Genomic DNA, 15,954 nt, shown 5'->3' with positions numbered 1-15,954 from the left:
GCATTGTCCGGCGGATGCTAGCATAGAGCAGCGATGAGCACAGTCCATTACATCGCTCCGCGCACCGCGCTGTTCCTGCCCGCGTCGAACCCGCGCGCGATCGAGAAGGCGCGGACGCTCGCCGCCGATATGATCATCCTCGATCTGGAGGACGCGGTTAAGGCCGGGGACAAGGATGCGGCCCGGGAGGCTGCACAGTCGGCGGAGGGGTTCGGCGACCGGCTGTTCGGCATCCGCGTCAACGCCGAGGACAGTGCGCATTGGATTGAGGATCTGGAGGCGGTCAGGAAATCCGCCGCGACGCATGTGATCGTGCCCAAGGTCGAGAAGGCGGAGACGATCGTCCGGGCTGCGTTCCATTCCGAACGCCCGGTGCTGGCGATGATCGAGACCGCGGCGGGGGTGATGCATGCCGGGGCGATCGCCGGCGCGACCGGTTCGGGGGTTGAGATGGCGGGGCTGATCGCCGGCACCAATGACCTTGCCGCCTCGCTCAGGCTGCCCCCTGCCGCGGGACGTACGCAGATGCAGCTTTCGCTTCAGTTGATCGTGCTGGCGGCACGCGCGGCTGAAATCTGGGTGCTCGATGGTGTGTTCAACAGGCTCGACGATGGCGATGGTCTTGCCGCCGAGGCGGCGGAGGGCCGGCTGCTGGGCTTTGACGGCAAGAGCCTGATCCATCCGAACCAGATCGACATCGTCCGCGCCGCGTTCGATCCGTCGCCGGCCGAGCTGGACGATGCCCGCGCGTTGATCGCCGCGGCGGGCGGTGGCGCCGAGCGGTACAAGGACCGGATGATCGAGGACATGCACGTCGAACAGGCGAAGCTGCTGCTGGCGCGGGCGGGGTGACCTTCCGGACTGGCCACGCCATTGCCGCACTGGTGCTGCTTGCGGTGGAGGTGCTGATCGCGTTGTTCGTGAACGATGCCTTCGTCCGGCCCTATCTGGGCGACGTGTTGGCCGTGATCCTCGTGTTCATGGCGATCCGCGCAGTGTCTGCAGCGGGGCCGTGGACGGCGGCGGCGGTCGCGCTTTCGGTCGCGGTGGCCATCGAATTGGGCCAGCTGATCGGCATCCTGCACATCCTCGGCCTCGCCCATCACCCATGGCTGCGAGTCGTACTCGGCACCGGTTTCGACGTCAGGGATCTGTTTGCCTATGCGATCGGCGCCGTGATTGCGGTCGGTGCGGAGCGCATGGCGACACGGAACGTTTCGGCGATCGAATGATTGAAGACATAGACGCCGCACAGGCCATCGTCCCGTCGCGGCGCGTGGAAGGAGGCGAGGGTGCTTTGGGAGCTCAAGCGCGCGCATGATGCTTTGCTCTCCTGCCTTAACGAGCTGGAGAGGCTGACCCGGGATGCGATGCCGGACAGGGCGAAGCTCGCGGATACACGCTGGAAGCTGAGCAAGGCGAGTGCTGAGCGACGCAAGATCGTGGATGCGGCGTGCGATCTGCTGATGATCAGCGCACTCTCCAGCGAACGGCCCAACGTGCGTGCGCTGCGCGAGCAGAATGCAGAGCATGTCGCGGCGTCTTCCAGCCATATCAGCCGCTGGTCGATCGATCAGGCGCTCGCGGACTGGGACGGATATCGCGCGGCATCGGTGGTGGTACAGAAGATGATGCGCGACCGTATTCTGCAGGAACAGCGCACCCTCTACCCTCTCCTTGAGCGGGCGGCTGCCTGACGATCGACTCCACCCCCTAGCGCATAGCGGTATCCACGGTTACATGGGCCGCCAACTTCCGACTCAGGACATTGGCGCACATATGGATATCCCCCTCGGTCTCACCTTCGACGACGTCCTTCTCTATCCGGGCGAATCCGAAGTGTTGCCGAGCATGGCGGACACCCGCACCCATGTGACGCGCGACATCAAGCTCAATATCCCGATCCTCTCCTCGGCGATGGACACGGTCACCGAGGCCGATATGGCGATCGTCATGGCGCAGCTCGGCGGGATGGGCGTGCTCCACCGCAACCTGTCGATCGAGGAGCAGGTCGAGGCGGTGCGGATCGTCAAGCGATTCGAGAGCGGGATGGTCGTCAATCCGATCACCATGACCCCCACCGGAACGCTGGCCGAGGCGCAGGCATTGATGGCACGGCACAAAATCAGCGGTATTCCAATCACCGAAGCGTCGGGCAAGCTGGTCGGCATCCTCACCAATCGCGACGTGCGCTTCGCCGAGAATCCCAAGCAGCCGGTCAGCGAGCTGATGACGCACGAGAATCTCGCCACCGTTTCGATCGGGGTCGGACAGGAAGAGGCGCGCCGCCTGCTCCACGCCCGCCGGATCGAGAAATTGCTGGTGGTCGACGATGCCTATCGTTGCGTCGGGCTGATCACGGTCAAGGATATCGAGAAGGCGGTCACCTATCCCGACGCGACCAAGGACAGTGCAGGCCGCCTGTGCGTCGCCGCCGCGACGACGGTCGGCGACAAGGGCTTCGAGCGCACCGAGGCGCTGGTCGATGCCGAAGTCGACCTGATCGTGATCGACACCGCGCACGGCCACAACAAGGACGTTGCGCGCGCGGTCGAGCGGGTGAAGAAGCTCTCCAACCGCGTCCAGGTCGTCGCCGGCAACGTCGCGACGGGCGAGGCGACCAAGGCGCTGATCGGCGCGGGCGCGGACGGGGTGAAGGTCGGCATCGGCCCCGGATCGATCTGCACCACCCGCGTCGTCGCGGGGGTCGGCGTGCCGCAGCTCACCGCGGTGATGGACAGCGCCAACGAGGCCGCCAAGTCGGGCGTGCCGGTGATCGCCGATGGCGGACTTCGCACCTCGGGCGACCTTGCCAAGGCGCTGGCGGCGGGCGCATCGACCTGCATGGTCGGCTCGCTGCTCGCGGGGACCGAGGAAGCGCCGGGCGAGACCTTCCTGTATCAGGGCCGCGCCTACAAATCGTATCGCGGCATGGGCAGCGTCGGCGCGATGGGCCGCGGCTCGGCCGACCGCTATTTCCAGGGCGACATCAAGGACCAGCTCAAGCTCGTTCCTGAAGGGATCGAGGGACAGGTAGCGTTCAAGGGCCCGGCAAAGGACGTGATCCACCAGCTCGTCGGCGGCATCAAGGCCGCGATGGGCTATACCGGCGCGGCGACGATCCCCGACCTGCAGAAGAAGGGCCGTTTCGTCCGCATCACCGGCGCAGGCCTGCGCGAGAGCCATGTCCATGACGTGACGATCACGCGCGAGGCGCCCAACTACCCGACGCGCTAGGGGCCGGGCAGCCGAAGCGCCCGCCGGTCAGGTTTTCAGCGTCGTCATCTCGACCGGCTTGCCCTTTTGGGATGGGTTCGACGCGTTGGGCTTCGGCTCCTTGGTCGCCTTGGGTTTGCGCACTTCCCGGTTCGATCTTTTCTGACTTTTGGCCATTGTTCGGCTCCTCTCGGCGATTGTTGGTTCGGCTGTCGGGGTGTCACCCGGCCTATTTCGACTTCCTGCCCTTGCGTGCAGCATAGCGGGCGTCGCGGGCCGCCTTGCGATCGGCTTCGGTGGTCCCGGTCGCGTTGGCCTGCGTATCCTCCACAGCGGATATTTCGGCCGTGGCGATGCGTTTGAGTGCGGCAGCCGCTTCGCGAGTCATGCGCTTTGCAGCACGCTTCTCCTCCGCAGCAGTCTCGCGCTTAAGCGCTCGGACAGCGCGAGCCGCCCGCTCGGCTTCGTCGATGGGCGGCCTTGCCCGCAGACGCGCCAGCGCGGCACTTTTGGCGCGTGCGGCAAGCGCCGCGCGCTCCTCAAAGCCGGGTTCCCGATAAGCTGCCATGCGCGGTTCTCCCGCCACCCTATTGCCGGCTCATTCGGGTCGGAACGCGGGTCGCCTTCCCAGTCATCACCTTAGACCCATAGGCTTTGGCGATGCGTGCCGTATCATCGGCATTGTTCATGACGACGCGCGTGCCGCCCGACAGCAGGGTTTCGATCGCGCTGATCGGCACCTTGTGCTTGGCGCAAGCGGCGATGACTTCGTCTTTGGTGGCATTGATATTGAGTGCTCTGGACATTGGATCTCCGTTAGCAAGGGAGAGGCGAGGGGCTCCCGTGCGAGCGCCCCTCAGCCGGTTCGGATCAGGCGGACTGGAGATTGACGGCCGAAGTCTTGCCGCGGTTGTCGGTCTCGAGCTCGTAGGTGACGCGCTGGTCCTTATCCAGCGTCCGCATCCCGGCGCGCTCAACCGCGGAGATGTGGACGAAGGCATCGCCACCCCCGCCTTCGGGCGCGATGAAGCCGAAGCCTTTGTCAGGATTGAAGAATTTCACGGTTCCGGTGATCATATTGGGTTCCTTTGTCCCAGGGCGGGCATGCGCCGATGGCGGTGCATCCCGGCTTCGGCGAGGCTAGAAATGGACAAAGGGAGGAGCCTAGGCGGCCCAATATCCGTCGCAAGCGACGTCAGCGCAGATCGTATAGCATGAAATAATCAGAAATAGAAACCCGGATTCATGCGACGTATATCGACGGAGCCCTGATCTATTTTGTCAGATATCAAAACCCGAATCGTAATTGATTTATTTCACACTAGAAGCATGCTGTTTGAGATTATTTGATCATGTAACGATGTGGAACTGGTTGTTGAGGTATCGATGAAAGAGGGGCGCGGCCATCGCCGCGCCCCTCCAGGGCTTCAGCCCTCGACCTCCTTGGCAAGCGCCTCGAGCAGCTCGCGGCAGCCCTGTTCGCGCATCGTGCCGTCGTCATGGCCGTCGAGATAGGTGCCCTGCTCGGTCTGGATGAGCAGCGTTCCGCCGTCCTTCTCGACCAGCTCGATCGTGGTCAGCGACGCGGACATCGGCGCGCCTGCCATCGCCATGCGGTAACAATAGACCAGCCGCTCGCCAGGGACGATGTCCTGATAGATGGTCTCATTGAGGATCTCCGGCCCGCCCTGATAGGCGAAGCGCGAGCGCTCATGGCCGCCGATCTCGAAAGACGGTGTGTATTCGAAGATCTCCCATCCTTCGCCCTCGATCAGCCAGCGGCGCTTGGAGTCGGGGTTGGAAAAGGCGCCGAACACGCGGTCCGGGCTGGCATTGTAGAAGCGCTCGATGCGGAAGGTGCTGTGCACGGCGGGCTTGGTGGCAGTGGTATCGGTCATGGCTTGTCTCCGGTTTCGTTGAGGAAGGCGGCCAGCCGGTCCAGCTTGCGCTCGGACGGATGACGCCTGGCTTCGATCCACAGGGCGAGCGCGTCCATCCCTTCCGGCTCCAGCCGGCAGATGCGGGAACGCCCGACCTTTTCACTTGCGATGATCCCCGCCGCCTCCAGCACCTGCAGATGCTGCATGACCGCCGCGAGCGACATGTCATAGGGCTTGGCCAACTCCCCGACCGCAGCCGGGGCGTTGCTCAATCGCTCGATGATCGACCGACGGGTCGGTTCGGCCAACGCGCGAAGCAGGGTATCGACGTCCTGATGCTTAAGCATGCACTTAACTAACGAATCGAATGACCAATAGTCAAGTGAAAACTTAAGTATTGGATCGAAGCACGCTCAACAGGTGCCCGCAGCCAGCCTTTCTCCCCCGGCCGGGGCGCTTCCGCGGCGCGCCAACAGCACCATGATCAGGCCGATCGCGGAGGTCGCCGCGCCCGCCAGCGAAACCGCCGGATAACCCAGCCCGCCAGCGATAACCGCGCCCCCCAGCGCTGCGCCGATAGCGTTGCCGAGGTTGAACGCGCCGATATTGACCGACGAGGCGAGGTTGGGCGCATCCGCCGCGGCGGTCATCACCCGCACCTGAAGCGGCGGGACCAGTGCGAAGCTCGCCACGCCCCACAGGAACACCAGGACCGTGACTGGCGCATGGAAGGGCATCAGTGCGGCGAAAGCGACCAGCACCGCCGACAGCGAGGCGAGGGTGACGATCAGCGTCCGATCGACCGACTTGTCGGCGAACTTGCCGCCCAGCCAGTTGCCCACGGTGAGGCCTACGCCATAGACCACCAGCATCGCCGTCACGAACGCCAGCGAAGCGCGGGTCTGGGTCTGCAGGATCGGGGTGATGTAGGTGAACACGGTGAACATCGCGCTCGAGCCGATCACGGTGAGGCCGAGCGCGGCGAGCACCGGTTTGCGCGCCAGCACGCGCAACTCGTCGGCTACATTGCCGCCTTCCGGCGCTGGCATCGCGGGCAGGGTGAAGCGTAGCGCCGCCATCGTCACCACGCCCAGCCCCGCAATCGCCCAGAAAGACGCACGCCAGCCGAGATGCTCGCCCGCCCAGGTCGAGAGCGGCACACCGACGATGATCGCCACCGTCAGCCCCATGAACATCGCCGCGACCGCGCCGGCCTTGCGGTCGGGCGCGACCACGCTCGCTGCGACGATCGATCCGACGCCGAAGAACGCTCCATGGTTGAGGGAGGTAAGCACGCGCGCCGCGAGCAGTGTCCAATAGCCGTCGGCGACGGCGGACAGCAGGTTGCCGAGCGTGAAGATCGCGGCAAGACCGATCAGCAGCGTCCGTCGCGGCACGCGCCCGGTGGTCAGCGTCATCAGCGGGGCGCCGATCAGCACGCCCAGCGCATAGGCGCTGACCAGCAGCCCGGCGGCGGGGATCGAAACGCCCAGATCGTTGGCAATAACGGGCAGCAGGCCCATCGGCGCGAACTCGGTCACGCCGATGCCGAAGGCGCCCGCGGCGAGCGCGAGCAATGGAGGATTGAGCTTCATTGTCGTGGCTTTCCGGTTCAGAGTCTTGCTGGAAGGTTCGGCCGGTGCCGCAATCAAACGATCGCCGGATTGAGGCGGGCAAAGCCCTCCTGCTGCCGATAGGGGGTGTGCGGGTAGGGCGGCAGCACGTCGCTCGCCGCATCCAGCGCGGCGACCTGTTCGCGGGTCAGCGACCAGCCGACGGCGCCGAGATTCTGCCGCAGCTGCTCCTCGTTGCGGGCGCCGATGATCACCGACGAGACTGTGGGGCGCTGGAGCAGCCAATTGATCGCGACTTGCGGCACGGTCTTGCCCGTTTCCTCCGCCACGGCCTCGAGCGCATCGATCACCTTGTAGAGATGCTCTTCGCTCACCGGCGGCGCGAACTGTTCGGTATCGTGCAGGCGGCTGCCCGCGGGCACCGGACGGTTGCGCCCGATCTTGCCCGTGAGGCGCCCCCAGCCGAGCGGGCTCCAAACCAGTGCGCCGATGCCCTGATCGGCGGCGAGCGGCATAAGATCGGCCTCATAGGCGCGCCCGATCAGCGAATAATAGACCTGGTGCGCGACGAAGCGCGGCCAGCCATGCCGGTCGGCGGCGGCGAGCGCCTTCATCAGCTGCCAGCCGGGATAGTTGGAGACGCCGGTGTGGCGGACCTTGCCCTGCGCGACCAGCGTGTCGAGCGTCGCCAGCAACTCCTCGACCGGCGTATGCGCGTCGAAGGCATGGAGCTGGAGGATGTCGATATGGTCGGTGCCGAGCCGCTTGAGCGACGCATCGACCGCTGCGATCAGCCGCGAGCGCGACACGCCCCAGTCGGCAGGCCCGTCGCCGAGCGGAAGCCCGGTCTTGGTTGAGATCAGCACCTGGTCCCGCCGGCCCTTGATCGCTTCCGCCAGCACTTCCTCGGAAGCGCCGTTCGAATAAACGTCGGCGGTGTCGAACAGATTGACCCCGGCATCGAGGCAGATGTCGACCAATCGCCGCGCTTCCGCCGCATCGCTGGTGCCCCATGCGCTGAACAGCGGCCCGGTGCCGCCGAAGGTTGCCGCACCAAAGCTCAGCACGGGTACGCGAAGTCCCGAAGCGCCCAATTGCCGGTATTCCATCATACACTCCCTGATAGCGTTCGACGCACAGATGGACGGTGGCCGGTGAGCCTTGTAGGTGGCGTCGACGCGAAGGATTTTTGCCATGGACGCAAAGATGGAAGGCGGTGCCGATCGTGCCCGCTCACTTGAAGTATTTGCCGCAGTCGCTGCGCAGGGCAGCTTTTCGGCCGCGGGGCGTGTGCTGGGTCTCACCCCCTCCGCGGTCAGCCGCACCGTCGACCGGATCGAGGCGCGGCTGGGCGTTCGCCTGTTGCTCCGCACCACCCGCGCGCTGACCTTGACCGCGGAGGGGCAGGCCTATCTCGGCGCTGCCCGCCGCATCCTCACAGATCTCGATGATGCCGAGCAGGCGATCGCCGACCAAGGGGCGCCACGCGGGCGGCTTCGGGTCAGCGCGGCGCTGTCGCACGGGCGGCTGTGCATCGTCCCGCTGCTCGGGGAGTTCGCGCGCCTCTACCCGCATATCCTGGTCGACATCAGCCTGAGCGATTCGATCGTCGATGTGGCGGCGGGGCAGGCGGATGTCGCGATCCGCTTCGGCCCGCTCGCCGACAGTGGCCTCACCGCGCGCAAGCTGGGGGAGAATGGCCGGGTGATCGTCGCCTCGCCCGGCTATCTGGCGCGGCACGGCACCCCGCGCGTGCCGGCGGACCTGCACGATCATAATTGCCTCAACTTCAACTTTCGCCGCGCCGAGCCGGTCTGGCCGTTCTGCGACGGACAGAGCGACTATGCGATGACCGTCACCGGCAATATCGAGGCCAATAATGGCGAGACACTGGGCCAGCTCGCCGCCGCCGGGGTCGGGATCACGCGCGTGGGCGCGTTCAGCGTCGCGGATGAGCTTGCCGACGGTCGGCTCGTCCCGGTCCTTGAGGAATTCAACCCCGGGGATATCGAGGTGATCCACGCCGTGTTCGTTGGTGGTGCCAACACCCCGGCCCGCGTTCGCGTCTTTGTCGATTTCCTTGCGGAACGGTTGCGCTGAGTCCGACATGTTTTAGTCGTAATGCCATTCTAGCCACGCTCCGTCCGCGCCGCTTCTGTTTCCCGAGGTTCATTGTCCCAGCCGGATTCTCCCGCACCCTCACGTTTCGATCGTCTGCGCGACCGGTTCGGGACGCGCACGCGGGGCTTCGTGCTCGCGTTGCTGGTCGAGCTTCTGGTCGTGCTGATGATCTTCACGCTGGCACCGGATATTGTCGGCCGCGAGGACGGGGATGCGGGCATGACGGTGTTCGGCGTGACGCCCGAACCCGAGCCCGAAGCCGAAACCGAGGATAAGCCCGCTCCCAGTGCCGCTCCGAATCCGGTGCGTGCACAACCCGCGGAGACCCAGCCCGAACCAGCGCCGCAGCCGCCCGTTCCGCAGCCTCAGCCCCAGCCGTCACCGCCCGTGCTGCTCAACATACCGCTCGGGCGGATGCCGGATATCGCGGTGCTTCCACGCCAGCCTGCCGCGCCGGCCGCGCCGCGCCGTACCGCGGGACCGCCCAACCTCGCCAGCCTGCCCGGCGATACGCCGCGGGTCGAGGGCAGGGGGCCGCGCGGCGAACCGCTCTATGCCGCGGCCTGGTATCGCGAGCCCTATGACAGTGAACTCAGCGGCTATCTCTCCACCGCGAGCGGGCCGGGCTGGGGATTGATCGCGTGCCGCACCGTGCCCGATTTCCGGGTCGATGATTGCATCATGCTCGACGAGTATCCCGAAGGCTCGAAGATCGCCCGTGCGGTGCTCGCCGCCGCCTGGCAGTTCCGCGTCCGCCCGCCGCGGCTTGGCGGCCAGCCGAAGATCGGCGAATGGGTGCGGATCCGGATCGACTATGGAATCAAGCGGCAGACTCCGCCCTGACGCTGCGGGCGGCCAGCGCCGCGCGGATCGCTACCGCCGCCACGGCCAGCGCCGCGATCGCCTCCAGCGCGGGGAAGGCGAAGGGCAGGGCGATCACCGCCGCCGCGAACACCGGCAGTACCCAGCGTGCCGCCCCGTGCAGTTCGAACCGGTCGCGCACAAGCCACAGAGCCAGGAAGTAGATGCCGAGCGGGATCGCCACCGCCAGATCGCCGGCCCGTATTCCGATCTTGGAATGGCCGGTGAGGATCTCGACCAGCACGGCAAAGCCTGCGCCAACCGCTGCGCCGGATGCGAAGACGATCATATGGCCATAGCCCCATTGCAGCGCGCGGCTCAGCCTGGCGCTCGAAAGCTGCTCTTCGCGCGCGAAATAGAGCCACCACATCGCAAAGGTGATCACCAGCGCGGAGATGGCGGTATGCACCAGCCGCACGTCGAAGCTCCCGTCCCAAGCCTTCTCGAGTGCCAGTGTCGCCGCCAGCAGCACCTCGCCCAGCACGATGATCGTCAGCAGGCCGTAGCGCTCGACGATATGATGCCGATGCCACGGCGTCATGCCCGCGCGCTCGGCGATGGCCGGCACGGCAAGCTCGATAAGCCAGCCCAGCAGGATCAGCGCGATGAACACGGGCGAATGCGGATCGCCGAGGAAATAAAGGCCGATCCAGTAGATCTGGGCGATCGCTATCCCGGCGGCATAGCGCAGCGCACAGGGGCGCCGCGCCGGGTCGTGCCACGCCGCGCGCAGCCATAGCGCGATCATCGCCACGCGCATCATCGCATAGCCCGCCACGACCAGGCTGATGTCGAGATGGGCGGAGAAGCGTTCGATCCCCGCGGCGATCAGCAGCGCGCCGCCCATGATAACCATCGTCAGCAGCCGGGTCGGTGCATCGTCATTGTCATAGGCCGACGCGAACCAGGTGAAGTTCATCCATGCCCACCAGATCGCGAAGAAGGTGAACAGGTAGCGGACGACTCCCTCCGCTGCATGATCCGCTGCAATGCCGTGATGCAGCGATGCCGCGGCGGCGGCGATAGCGATCACCGTGACGAGGTCGAACAGCAATTCCAGCGGCGTCGCGGCGCGATGCTGCTCGTGCGGATCGCGCGGCTTCATCGGCCGGATTGCTTTGTGTCCCATGCTTCCCCCTTCCAATGTTGGAACCCATCTGCTTTGCCGTACCAGCAATGCAGTCTGAATTCCCCTCGTCGATGCCACACGCCCCACGTGTCTTCATTGCAGTGAAAACACGCGTGTCGCGTCAACTTTGTCAATCGACCTGTCACCCGGATCGGCGGGCATGACACCCGCCGCACGTACCCAGGCGGCGATCGAGCTGCTCGACCAGATCATCGTCGCGGCGCGGGACGGCGGAGCCTCCGCGGACGTGCTGATCCAGCGCGGGTTCGCGGCGCGCCGCTATGCCGGGTCGAAGGACCGCCGTGCGATCCGCGGGCTGATTTACGACGCGATCCGCTTCTGCGGCGAACGGCCGGGGAGCGGGCGCGCTGCGCTCCTGGCGCTCGCGGCCACTGATGTGGAGCTGGCCGCAACCTTCGACGGTTCATCCTACGGCCCGGCGCCGCGTGCCGCCGGTGAACCGGTCGCGCAAGCCGGGATCGCGCCTGGCTGGCTGATCGAGGGGCTCGCCGCATCGGGCATCGGTACGGATCAGGCGGCGGCAATGCTCGGCCGGGCGCCACTCGACCTGCGAGTCAACACGCTCAAGGCCAGTGTCGCGCAGGTTCGGGCCGCCTTGCCCGATGCGCTGCCGGTTGATGGACTCGCTGCGGCGCTCCGCCTTCCGTCCGATACGCCGGTCGAGAAGACGCAGCCCTATGCCGATGGCTGGATCGAGGTGCAGGACGCGGGCAGCCAGACCGTCACGCTTGCCGCGGGTGCTCAGCCCGGAATGCGCGTGGTCGATCTGTGCGCAGGCGGTGGCGGCAAGACCCTTGCCCTCGCCGCCGCGATGGGGAACCGGGGCGAACTGCTTGCCTCGGACTCCGATCGGTCGCGCCTCTCGCGCCTGCTGCCGCGGGCCGAGCGGGCGGGGGTTTCGATCGTCGGAACGCGCCTGCTCAACCCGGGCCGCGAGATCGAGCCGCTCGCCGACTGGACGGGAACCGCCGATGTCGTGCTGATCGACGCGCCGTGCTCGGGCACCGGCACCTGGCGCCGCAACCCGGAGGCACGCTGGCGGCTCACACCCGCGCGACTGGCAAAGCTGGTCGAGACCCAGGCCCGGCTGCTCGATGTCGGCGCTGCGCTGGTCAAGCCCGGCGGCACGCTGATCCACATCGTATGTTCGCTGCTCGATGCCGAAGGGACGGATCAGGTGGAGGCGCTTCTGGCCCGTCAGCCGGGCTGGAGCGCCGCGCCGCTTGCGCTTCCGCTCGGAACTCCGCATGGACCGGGCATGCGCCTGACCCCGCTGTCCCATTCGACCGACGGCTTTTTTGTCGCGAAGCTGGTGCGCACATGATAGCCCTGCGCATTCTACGTCCGGAGTCCCTGATGCGTATCACTGTCGTGTCCGCCGCCGCCGCGCTCGCTCTGCTCAGCGTTTCGACCTCGCTTTATGGCCAGCGTGCTGACGACCAGATCGACGCGCGCTCGATCGCGTTGCTCGAACGCGGCAAGGCGGCGCGGGCCGCGGGCAATCTCGACGGCGCCAACGACCTGATCGAAAGCGCGCTCGCCGTCGATCCGCGCAACCGTCAGGCCTATATCGTGCTCGCCGAAGTCGCGCGCGCGCAGGGGCTGCCGGGCAAGGCGATCCGCTTCTATCGCGAGGCGCTGACGCTTGAGCCGAACGACGTCGTTGCGCTGCGCGGGCAGGGCGAGGCGATGGTGCAGAAGGGTGCGGTCGAGCGCGCGAAGGAAAACCTCGCGCGGGTGAAGACGCTGTGCGGTGCCAGCTGCGCCGACGCGAACCAGCTCGCCGCTGCGATTGCCAAGGGGCCGCCCGCGACCGCGACCGCGCAGGTCGTTCCGCCGCCCGCTGAAGCGAAGAAGAACTAAGGCTGACTTTTGTTTGCCGGTGCCGGGTTTAGCGCAGCTGAGATCAACTAGGCAGACAGCGTGCGCGCGAGCGCGACGAATTCGTCGACGCTTACCGTTTCTGCGCGCCGCGTCGGATCGATCCCGATGCTCTCGGCTGCCTCGACCGCGCCGGGCATGGCCTTGAGGCTCTGGCGCAGCATCTTGCGCCGCTGTCCGAAGGCTGCACCGGTCAGCTTCTCGAGCACCGCGAGCTTGACACCTGCCGGCTCCTCGCCCGGGACGATATGCACCACCGCCGACATCACCTTGGGCGGCGGGGTGAAGGCGGAGCGGTGGACGGGCATCGCGATCTTCGCGCTGCTCCGCCACTGCGCCAGCACCGCGAGGCGGCCATAGGCGCCGGTTCCTGGGGCGGCGACGATGCGCTCGGCGACCTCCTTCTGGAACATCAGGGTCAGGCTCGCCCACCAGGGCTGCCAGATTGCCGAGAGCCAGCCCACCGTCAGTGCAGTGCCGATATTATAGGGCAGGTTGGATGCGATATGCGGCTTGCCGGCGAACAGCGACGGCGCGTCCACCTCCAGTGCATCGCCCTCGATCACGGTGAGCTTGCCCGGAAACGCTTCACCCAGCTCGGCCAGCGCGGGGATGCAGCGGCGATCGCGTTCGACTGCGGTGACCTTCGCTCCTGCTTGCAGCAGGGCACGGGTCAGGCCGCCCGGTCCGGGGCCGACTTCGAATACTTCCCGTCCTTCGAGATCGCCCGGCACGCGCGCGATCCGGTCGAGCAGCTGCGAATCGAACAGGAAATTTTGGCCCAGCGCCTTGCTGGCGCTCAGCCCATGGTTGCGGATGACTTCACGAAGCGGGGGAAGGGCGGTCACGCCTCAGCCAATGCCCGCTTCTCTGCCGCCTGACCAGCCATGCGGATCGCGGCGATCATCGCACCCGGCTCGGCCATGTCTTGCCCGGCGATGCCGAACGCCGTGCCGTGATCGGGGGATGTACGCACGATCGGCAGGCCCAGCGTCATGTTGACGCCCTCATCGAAATGCAGCGTCTTGAGCGGTACCAGCGCCTGATCGTGGTAGAGGCAGATCGCGGCGTCATAGGTGGCGCGGGCGCGGGCATGGAACATCGTGTCGGCGGCAAGCGGTCCGACCACATCGATTCCTTCGGCCCGTAGCTGGCGGATCGCGGGTTCGAGGATCTCGATTTCCTCCCGTCCGATTGCGCCGCTTTCGCCTGCGTGCGGATTGAGCCCTGCGAAGGCGAGCCGCGGCGCGTCGATCCCGAAATTGCGCGAGAGGCCCCGCGCCGTCACGCGCGCCTTGGCGATGATCAGTTCGATCGAAATCGCCTGCGGCACGGCGGCAAGCGGGATATGCGTGGTCACCGGAACGACCCGCAGAGTCGGCCCTGCGAGCATCATCACCGTATTTTCCGGCGCGATGCCGCAGCGTTCGGCAATGAACTCGGTCTGGCCGGGGTGGGTGAACCCGATGCGGTAGAGCTGAGCCTTGGATACCGGCCCGGTCACCAGCGCGCCTGCCGTACCCGAGCGGGTCAAACCGGTGGCGAGCTCGAGGCTGTCGAGCGCGCTGCGTGCGCCTGCATCGTCCGGGGTACCGGGAATGATCTCGCTCGTACCGGCGACCGGGAGCACCGGAAGCGCTTCGCCGAATATCGCCGGGGTTTCACTCGGGTTTGCGATGCTGGCGATCGGGCCATTCCAGACCGCTGCGATCGCGCGCGCATCGCCTACGGCGAAGAAGGGCGGCAATGCCTGAAGTTCACGATCCCGCCACGCCTTTGCGACAATTTCCGGTCCGATCCCGGCAGGATCGCCCAATGCGATCGCAAGGGGGAGGACCGGAATCGTCACGGCTCAGCGATAGTCGATGATCGCGTCCCGGCGCAGGTCGCGAAGGTAGCGCTGGGCACGAAGGTTGGTACGGGTTTCCTCGATCTGCTCACGGATCTGGTCCGGGTTGGGCAGGGCGGCGGTCTTGGGATCGTCGCGCCCGCAAAGGACCAGCGCGCGCACGCCTTCTTCGGGTGATCCGAAGGGAGGCGTCGACTCGCCGATCTGGAGCTTCAGGATGATGTCCTGCAGCTGCGGTGGCAGGTCGCGTGCACGTACCGAATCATTGTCCACGACCTCGGCGCCCAGCGTTTCTGCGGCCTTGCCCACTGCGCCGCAACCGGCCGTCGATTTGAGGACGGTCGCGAATTCCGATGCCTTGGTCTGCGCCTGGGCCTGGGTAGTGCCTGCTGGGAACTTCACGGTGAGCTGGCGCAGGCTGAGCCTGGCGTCGCGCGGATCGCTGGTCAGGACCTGACGCTTGTCGACGAGATAGAGGATCGAGAAGCCGCCCGGAACCTCGATCGGGCCCGCGACCTGGCCGACCTGCATCTGCTGCGCCGCCTGGCCAAGCTGCGCCGGAAGCATACCGGAACGCACCCAGCCAAGGTCGCCGCCGACCGAACGGGTGGTCGCTTCCGAGAACTGTGCGAAATATTCGAACGGACGGCCTTGCTGCATCTGCTGGATCATCTGCTGCATCGCCTGGAACACTTCGCCCTGCCGTTCGGGCGTGGCGGAGATGTAGATCTCGCGAAGCTGGAACTCATCCGTTCCCTTAGCCTGCTCAAGCCGCTCGATGATCGACTTCACCTCTTCGTCGCCGACATTGATTAGGGAGCCGATTTTGCGCTGGATGACGCGTTGCCAGGCTATTTCGCCTTCGATCTGGCGCTTGAAGGAGCGTTCGGACGAGCCGATTTCGCGCAGCCATGCGCGCATCTGATCGGGGGTGCGCTGGTAGCGGTTGGCGATCGAGGCGAAGCTGCGGTCGATCTGATCCTGCGGGATCGTGATGTCGTTCGACTTGGCTTCCTGGATCTGGATCGTCTCGTCCGTCAGCAGGCGAAGCACCTGAAGGCGCAGCCGGTCCTGCTCCTCCGCGGTCAGCTTGAGCTGGTTGAGCGCGACGAACAGCGCGAAACGCTGGTCGACATCGGTGCGGGTGATGACATAGCCGTTCACCAATGCCGTCGGCTTGCGGACATTGGGATCGGGCTTGCTGAAGAGCTGAAGCTCCTTGGGCAGATCGAGATTGGCCGCGCTGGACGGCGGCGTATCGCCCGCGGTCTGCGCAGCGATCGCGGCGCTGCCGGCAATACCAAGAATCAGCGCTGCCGAGCGGCAGAAATGTCCGACCTTAAGAGTCATCGTCATCCGTACCTGAAATCCGTTCCCGAAGAAGGAAGAGCGGCGTTTAGTCGCCAATTGTGCCTGAACTGG

At 66.1% G+C, this 15,954-nt stretch carries 20 protein-coding genes; 8 read left to right on the top strand and 12 right to left on the bottom strand.

The window, feature by feature from the left end; all coding sequences use genetic code 11:
* Window positions 1-33: 33 nt before the first annotated feature.
* The 4 genes from BDW16_RS04420 to guaB all read left to right on the top strand — a co-directional run bounded on the left by BDW16_RS04420 (window position 34) and on the right by guaB (window position 3,237).
* Window positions 34-852: an HpcH/HpaI aldolase/citrate lyase family protein gene (locus BDW16_RS04420; protein WP_066577756.1), complete on the top strand. Its 819-nt coding sequence runs from the start codon at window positions 34-36 to the stop codon at window positions 850-852.
* Entirely contained in the window at window positions 849-1,232 is a 384-nt protein-coding gene (locus BDW16_RS04415; protein WP_083954287.1) for a ribosomal maturation YjgA family protein, read from the top strand. Before BDW16_RS04420 ends, BDW16_RS04415 begins: the two co-directional genes overlap by 4 nt.
* A gap of 60 nt (window positions 1,233-1,292) precedes the next feature.
* Complete coding sequence (locus BDW16_RS04410; RefSeq protein WP_066577760.1) at window positions 1,293-1,697, top strand: hypothetical protein; 405 nt, start codon at window positions 1,293-1,295, stop codon at window positions 1,695-1,697.
* 82 nt (window positions 1,698-1,779) lie between these two features.
* On the top strand, window positions 1,780-3,237 hold the full coding sequence (gene guaB / locus BDW16_RS04405) for an IMP dehydrogenase (RefSeq protein WP_066577762.1): 1,458 nt from the start codon (window positions 1,780-1,782) through the stop codon (window positions 3,235-3,237).
* A gap of 27 nt (window positions 3,238-3,264) precedes the next feature.
* Here the strand turns inward: guaB and BDW16_RS21770 are convergent, their stop codons facing one another.
* The 8 genes from BDW16_RS21770 to BDW16_RS04370 form a co-directional block, all read right to left on the bottom strand.
* Complete coding sequence (locus BDW16_RS21770; protein WP_255265769.1) at window positions 3,265-3,393, bottom strand: hypothetical protein; 129 nt, start codon at window positions 3,391-3,393, stop codon at window positions 3,265-3,267.
* A gap of 52 nt (window positions 3,394-3,445) precedes the next feature.
* The gene (locus tag BDW16_RS04400; RefSeq protein ID WP_066577764.1) at window positions 3,446-3,784 is read right to left on the bottom strand and encodes a DUF6481 family protein; all 339 of its coding nucleotides are present in this window, start codon (window positions 3,782-3,784) and stop codon (window positions 3,446-3,448) included.
* Between the two features lie 19 nt (window positions 3,785-3,803).
* The gene (locus BDW16_RS04395; RefSeq protein WP_066577766.1) at window positions 3,804-4,022 is read right to left on the bottom strand and encodes a hypothetical protein; all 219 of its coding nucleotides are present in this window, start codon (window positions 4,020-4,022) and stop codon (window positions 3,804-3,806) included.
* 64 nt (window positions 4,023-4,086) lie between these two features.
* A complete protein-coding gene (locus BDW16_RS04390; RefSeq protein ID WP_066577768.1) occupies window positions 4,087-4,293 on the bottom strand; it encodes a cold-shock protein in 207 nt (68 codons plus the stop codon).
* Between the two features lie 350 nt (window positions 4,294-4,643).
* Complete coding sequence (locus tag BDW16_RS04385; RefSeq protein ID WP_066577771.1) at window positions 4,644-5,114, bottom strand: SRPBCC family protein; 471 nt, start codon at window positions 5,112-5,114, stop codon at window positions 4,644-4,646.
* Complete coding sequence (locus BDW16_RS04380; RefSeq protein WP_066577774.1) at window positions 5,111-5,443, bottom strand: ArsR/SmtB family transcription factor; 333 nt, start codon at window positions 5,441-5,443, stop codon at window positions 5,111-5,113. The genes BDW16_RS04385 and BDW16_RS04380 overlap by 4 nt, the downstream gene beginning before the upstream one ends.
* 66 nt (window positions 5,444-5,509) lie before the next feature.
* Window positions 5,510-6,691: an MFS transporter gene (locus tag BDW16_RS04375; protein WP_066577776.1), complete on the bottom strand. Its 1,182-nt coding sequence runs from the start codon at window positions 6,689-6,691 to the stop codon at window positions 5,510-5,512.
* A 53-nt stretch (window positions 6,692-6,744) separates the two neighbouring features.
* The gene (locus BDW16_RS04370) at window positions 6,745-7,779 is read right to left on the bottom strand and encodes an aldo/keto reductase (RefSeq protein ID WP_066577779.1); all 1,035 of its coding nucleotides are present in this window, start codon (window positions 7,777-7,779) and stop codon (window positions 6,745-6,747) included.
* Between the two features lie 85 nt (window positions 7,780-7,864).
* Here BDW16_RS04370 and BDW16_RS04365 point away from each other — a divergent pair, with 85 nt between their 5' ends.
* Both BDW16_RS04365 and BDW16_RS04360 read left to right on the top strand, forming a co-directional pair.
* Window positions 7,865-8,770, top strand: coding sequence for a LysR family transcriptional regulator (locus tag BDW16_RS04365; protein ID WP_066577781.1), 906 nt, complete (start codon window positions 7,865-7,867; stop codon window positions 8,768-8,770).
* 72 nt (window positions 8,771-8,842) lie between these two features.
* Window positions 8,843-9,634 (top strand): hypothetical protein, encoded by a 792-nt coding sequence (locus BDW16_RS04360; protein WP_066577782.1) that lies wholly within the window; start codon window positions 8,843-8,845, stop codon window positions 9,632-9,634.
* Here BDW16_RS04360 and BDW16_RS04355 read toward each other — a convergent pair.
* Window positions 9,612-10,781: a low temperature requirement protein A gene (locus BDW16_RS04355; RefSeq protein ID WP_066577785.1), complete on the bottom strand. Its 1,170-nt coding sequence runs from the start codon at window positions 10,779-10,781 to the stop codon at window positions 9,612-9,614. The two genes, BDW16_RS04360 and BDW16_RS04355, sit on opposite strands and share 23 nt — an antisense overlap.
* A 160-nt stretch (window positions 10,782-10,941) precedes the next feature.
* On the opposite strand from BDW16_RS04355, the gene BDW16_RS04350 reads away from it, so the two are divergent.
* Together BDW16_RS04350 and BDW16_RS04345 are read left to right on the top strand one after the other, a co-directional pair.
* Window positions 10,942-12,126, top strand: coding sequence for an RsmB/NOP family class I SAM-dependent RNA methyltransferase (locus tag BDW16_RS04350; RefSeq protein WP_066577787.1), 1,185 nt, complete (start codon window positions 10,942-10,944; stop codon window positions 12,124-12,126).
* A gap of 32 nt (window positions 12,127-12,158) precedes the next feature.
* The gene (locus BDW16_RS04345; RefSeq protein WP_066577790.1) at window positions 12,159-12,665 is read left to right on the top strand and encodes a tetratricopeptide repeat protein; all 507 of its coding nucleotides are present in this window, start codon (window positions 12,159-12,161) and stop codon (window positions 12,663-12,665) included.
* A gap of 47 nt (window positions 12,666-12,712) precedes the next feature.
* On the opposite strand, the gene rsmA is transcribed toward BDW16_RS04345, so the two are convergent.
* Genes rsmA through BDW16_RS04330 form a run of 3 tightly spaced genes read right to left on the bottom strand, consistent with a single transcriptional unit; the run spans window position 12,713 to window position 15,888 of the window.
* On the bottom strand, window positions 12,713-13,531 hold the full coding sequence (gene rsmA, locus BDW16_RS04340) for a 16S rRNA (adenine(1518)-N(6)/adenine(1519)-N(6))-dimethyltransferase RsmA (protein WP_066577793.1): 819 nt from the start codon (window positions 13,529-13,531) through the stop codon (window positions 12,713-12,715).
* Window positions 13,528-14,532, bottom strand: coding sequence for a 4-hydroxythreonine-4-phosphate dehydrogenase PdxA (gene pdxA / locus BDW16_RS04335; RefSeq protein WP_371836693.1), 1,005 nt, complete (start codon window positions 14,530-14,532; stop codon window positions 13,528-13,530). Before pdxA ends, rsmA begins: the two co-directional genes overlap by 4 nt.
* Window positions 14,533-14,535: 3 nt before the next feature.
* A complete protein-coding gene (locus BDW16_RS04330) occupies window positions 14,536-15,888 on the bottom strand; it encodes a peptidylprolyl isomerase (RefSeq protein WP_100362705.1) in 1,353 nt (450 codons plus the stop codon).
* Window positions 15,889-15,954: the final 66 nt, after the last annotated feature.

It is taken from the genome of Sphingomonas koreensis, from assembly GCF_002797435.1.
GTDB classification, from domain to species: Bacteria; Pseudomonadota; Alphaproteobacteria; order Sphingomonadales; family Sphingomonadaceae; genus Sphingomonas; species Sphingomonas koreensis.
Note: the sequence above shows the minus strand (reverse complement) of the source record. Positions and strands in the feature narration are given on the sequence as shown.

Excerpts from the sequence above, each read along its gene's own strand:
- BDW16_RS04420 (WP_066577756.1), top strand. The coding sequence starts at position 34 with ATGAGCACAGTCCATTACATCGCTCCGCGCACCGCGCTGTTCCTGCCC.
- BDW16_RS04365 (WP_066577781.1), top strand. The coding sequence starts at position 7,865 with ATGGACGCAAAGATGGAAGGCGGTGCCGATCGTGCCCGCTCACTTGAA.
- BDW16_RS04385 (WP_066577771.1), bottom strand. The coding sequence starts at position 5,114 with ATGACCGATACCACTGCCACCAAGCCCGCCGTGCACAGCACCTTCCGC.
- BDW16_RS04375 (WP_066577776.1), bottom strand. The coding sequence starts at position 6,691 with ATGAAGCTCAATCCTCCATTGCTCGCGCTCGCCGCGGGCGCCTTCGGC.
- BDW16_RS04390 (WP_066577768.1), bottom strand. The coding sequence starts at position 4,293 with ATGATCACCGGAACCGTGAAATTCTTCAATCCTGACAAAGGCTTCGGC.
- BDW16_RS04355 (WP_066577785.1), bottom strand. The coding sequence starts at position 10,781 with ATGGGACACAAAGCAATCCGGCCGATGAAGCCGCGCGATCCGCACGAG.
- BDW16_RS04380 (WP_066577774.1), bottom strand. The coding sequence starts at position 5,443 with ATGCTTAAGCATCAGGACGTCGATACCCTGCTTCGCGCGTTGGCCGAA.
- BDW16_RS21770 (WP_255265769.1), bottom strand. The coding sequence starts at position 3,393 with ATGGCCAAAAGTCAGAAAAGATCGAACCGGGAAGTGCGCAAACCCAAG.
- BDW16_RS04350 (WP_066577787.1), top strand. The coding sequence starts at position 10,942 with ATGACACCCGCCGCACGTACCCAGGCGGCGATCGAGCTGCTCGACCAG.
- BDW16_RS04400 (WP_066577764.1), bottom strand. The coding sequence starts at position 3,784 with ATGGCAGCTTATCGGGAACCCGGCTTTGAGGAGCGCGCGGCGCTTGCC.
- BDW16_RS04370 (WP_066577779.1), bottom strand. The coding sequence starts at position 7,779 with ATGGAATACCGGCAATTGGGCGCTTCGGGACTTCGCGTACCCGTGCTG.
- BDW16_RS04395 (WP_066577766.1), bottom strand. The coding sequence starts at position 4,022 with ATGTCCAGAGCACTCAATATCAATGCCACCAAAGACGAAGTCATCGCC.
- BDW16_RS04345 (WP_066577790.1), top strand. The coding sequence starts at position 12,159 with ATGCGTATCACTGTCGTGTCCGCCGCCGCCGCGCTCGCTCTGCTCAGC.
- BDW16_RS04330 (WP_100362705.1), bottom strand. The coding sequence starts at position 15,888 with ATGACGATGACTCTTAAGGTCGGACATTTCTGCCGCTCGGCAGCGCTG.
- guaB (WP_066577762.1), top strand. The coding sequence starts at position 1,780 with ATGGATATCCCCCTCGGTCTCACCTTCGACGACGTCCTTCTCTATCCG.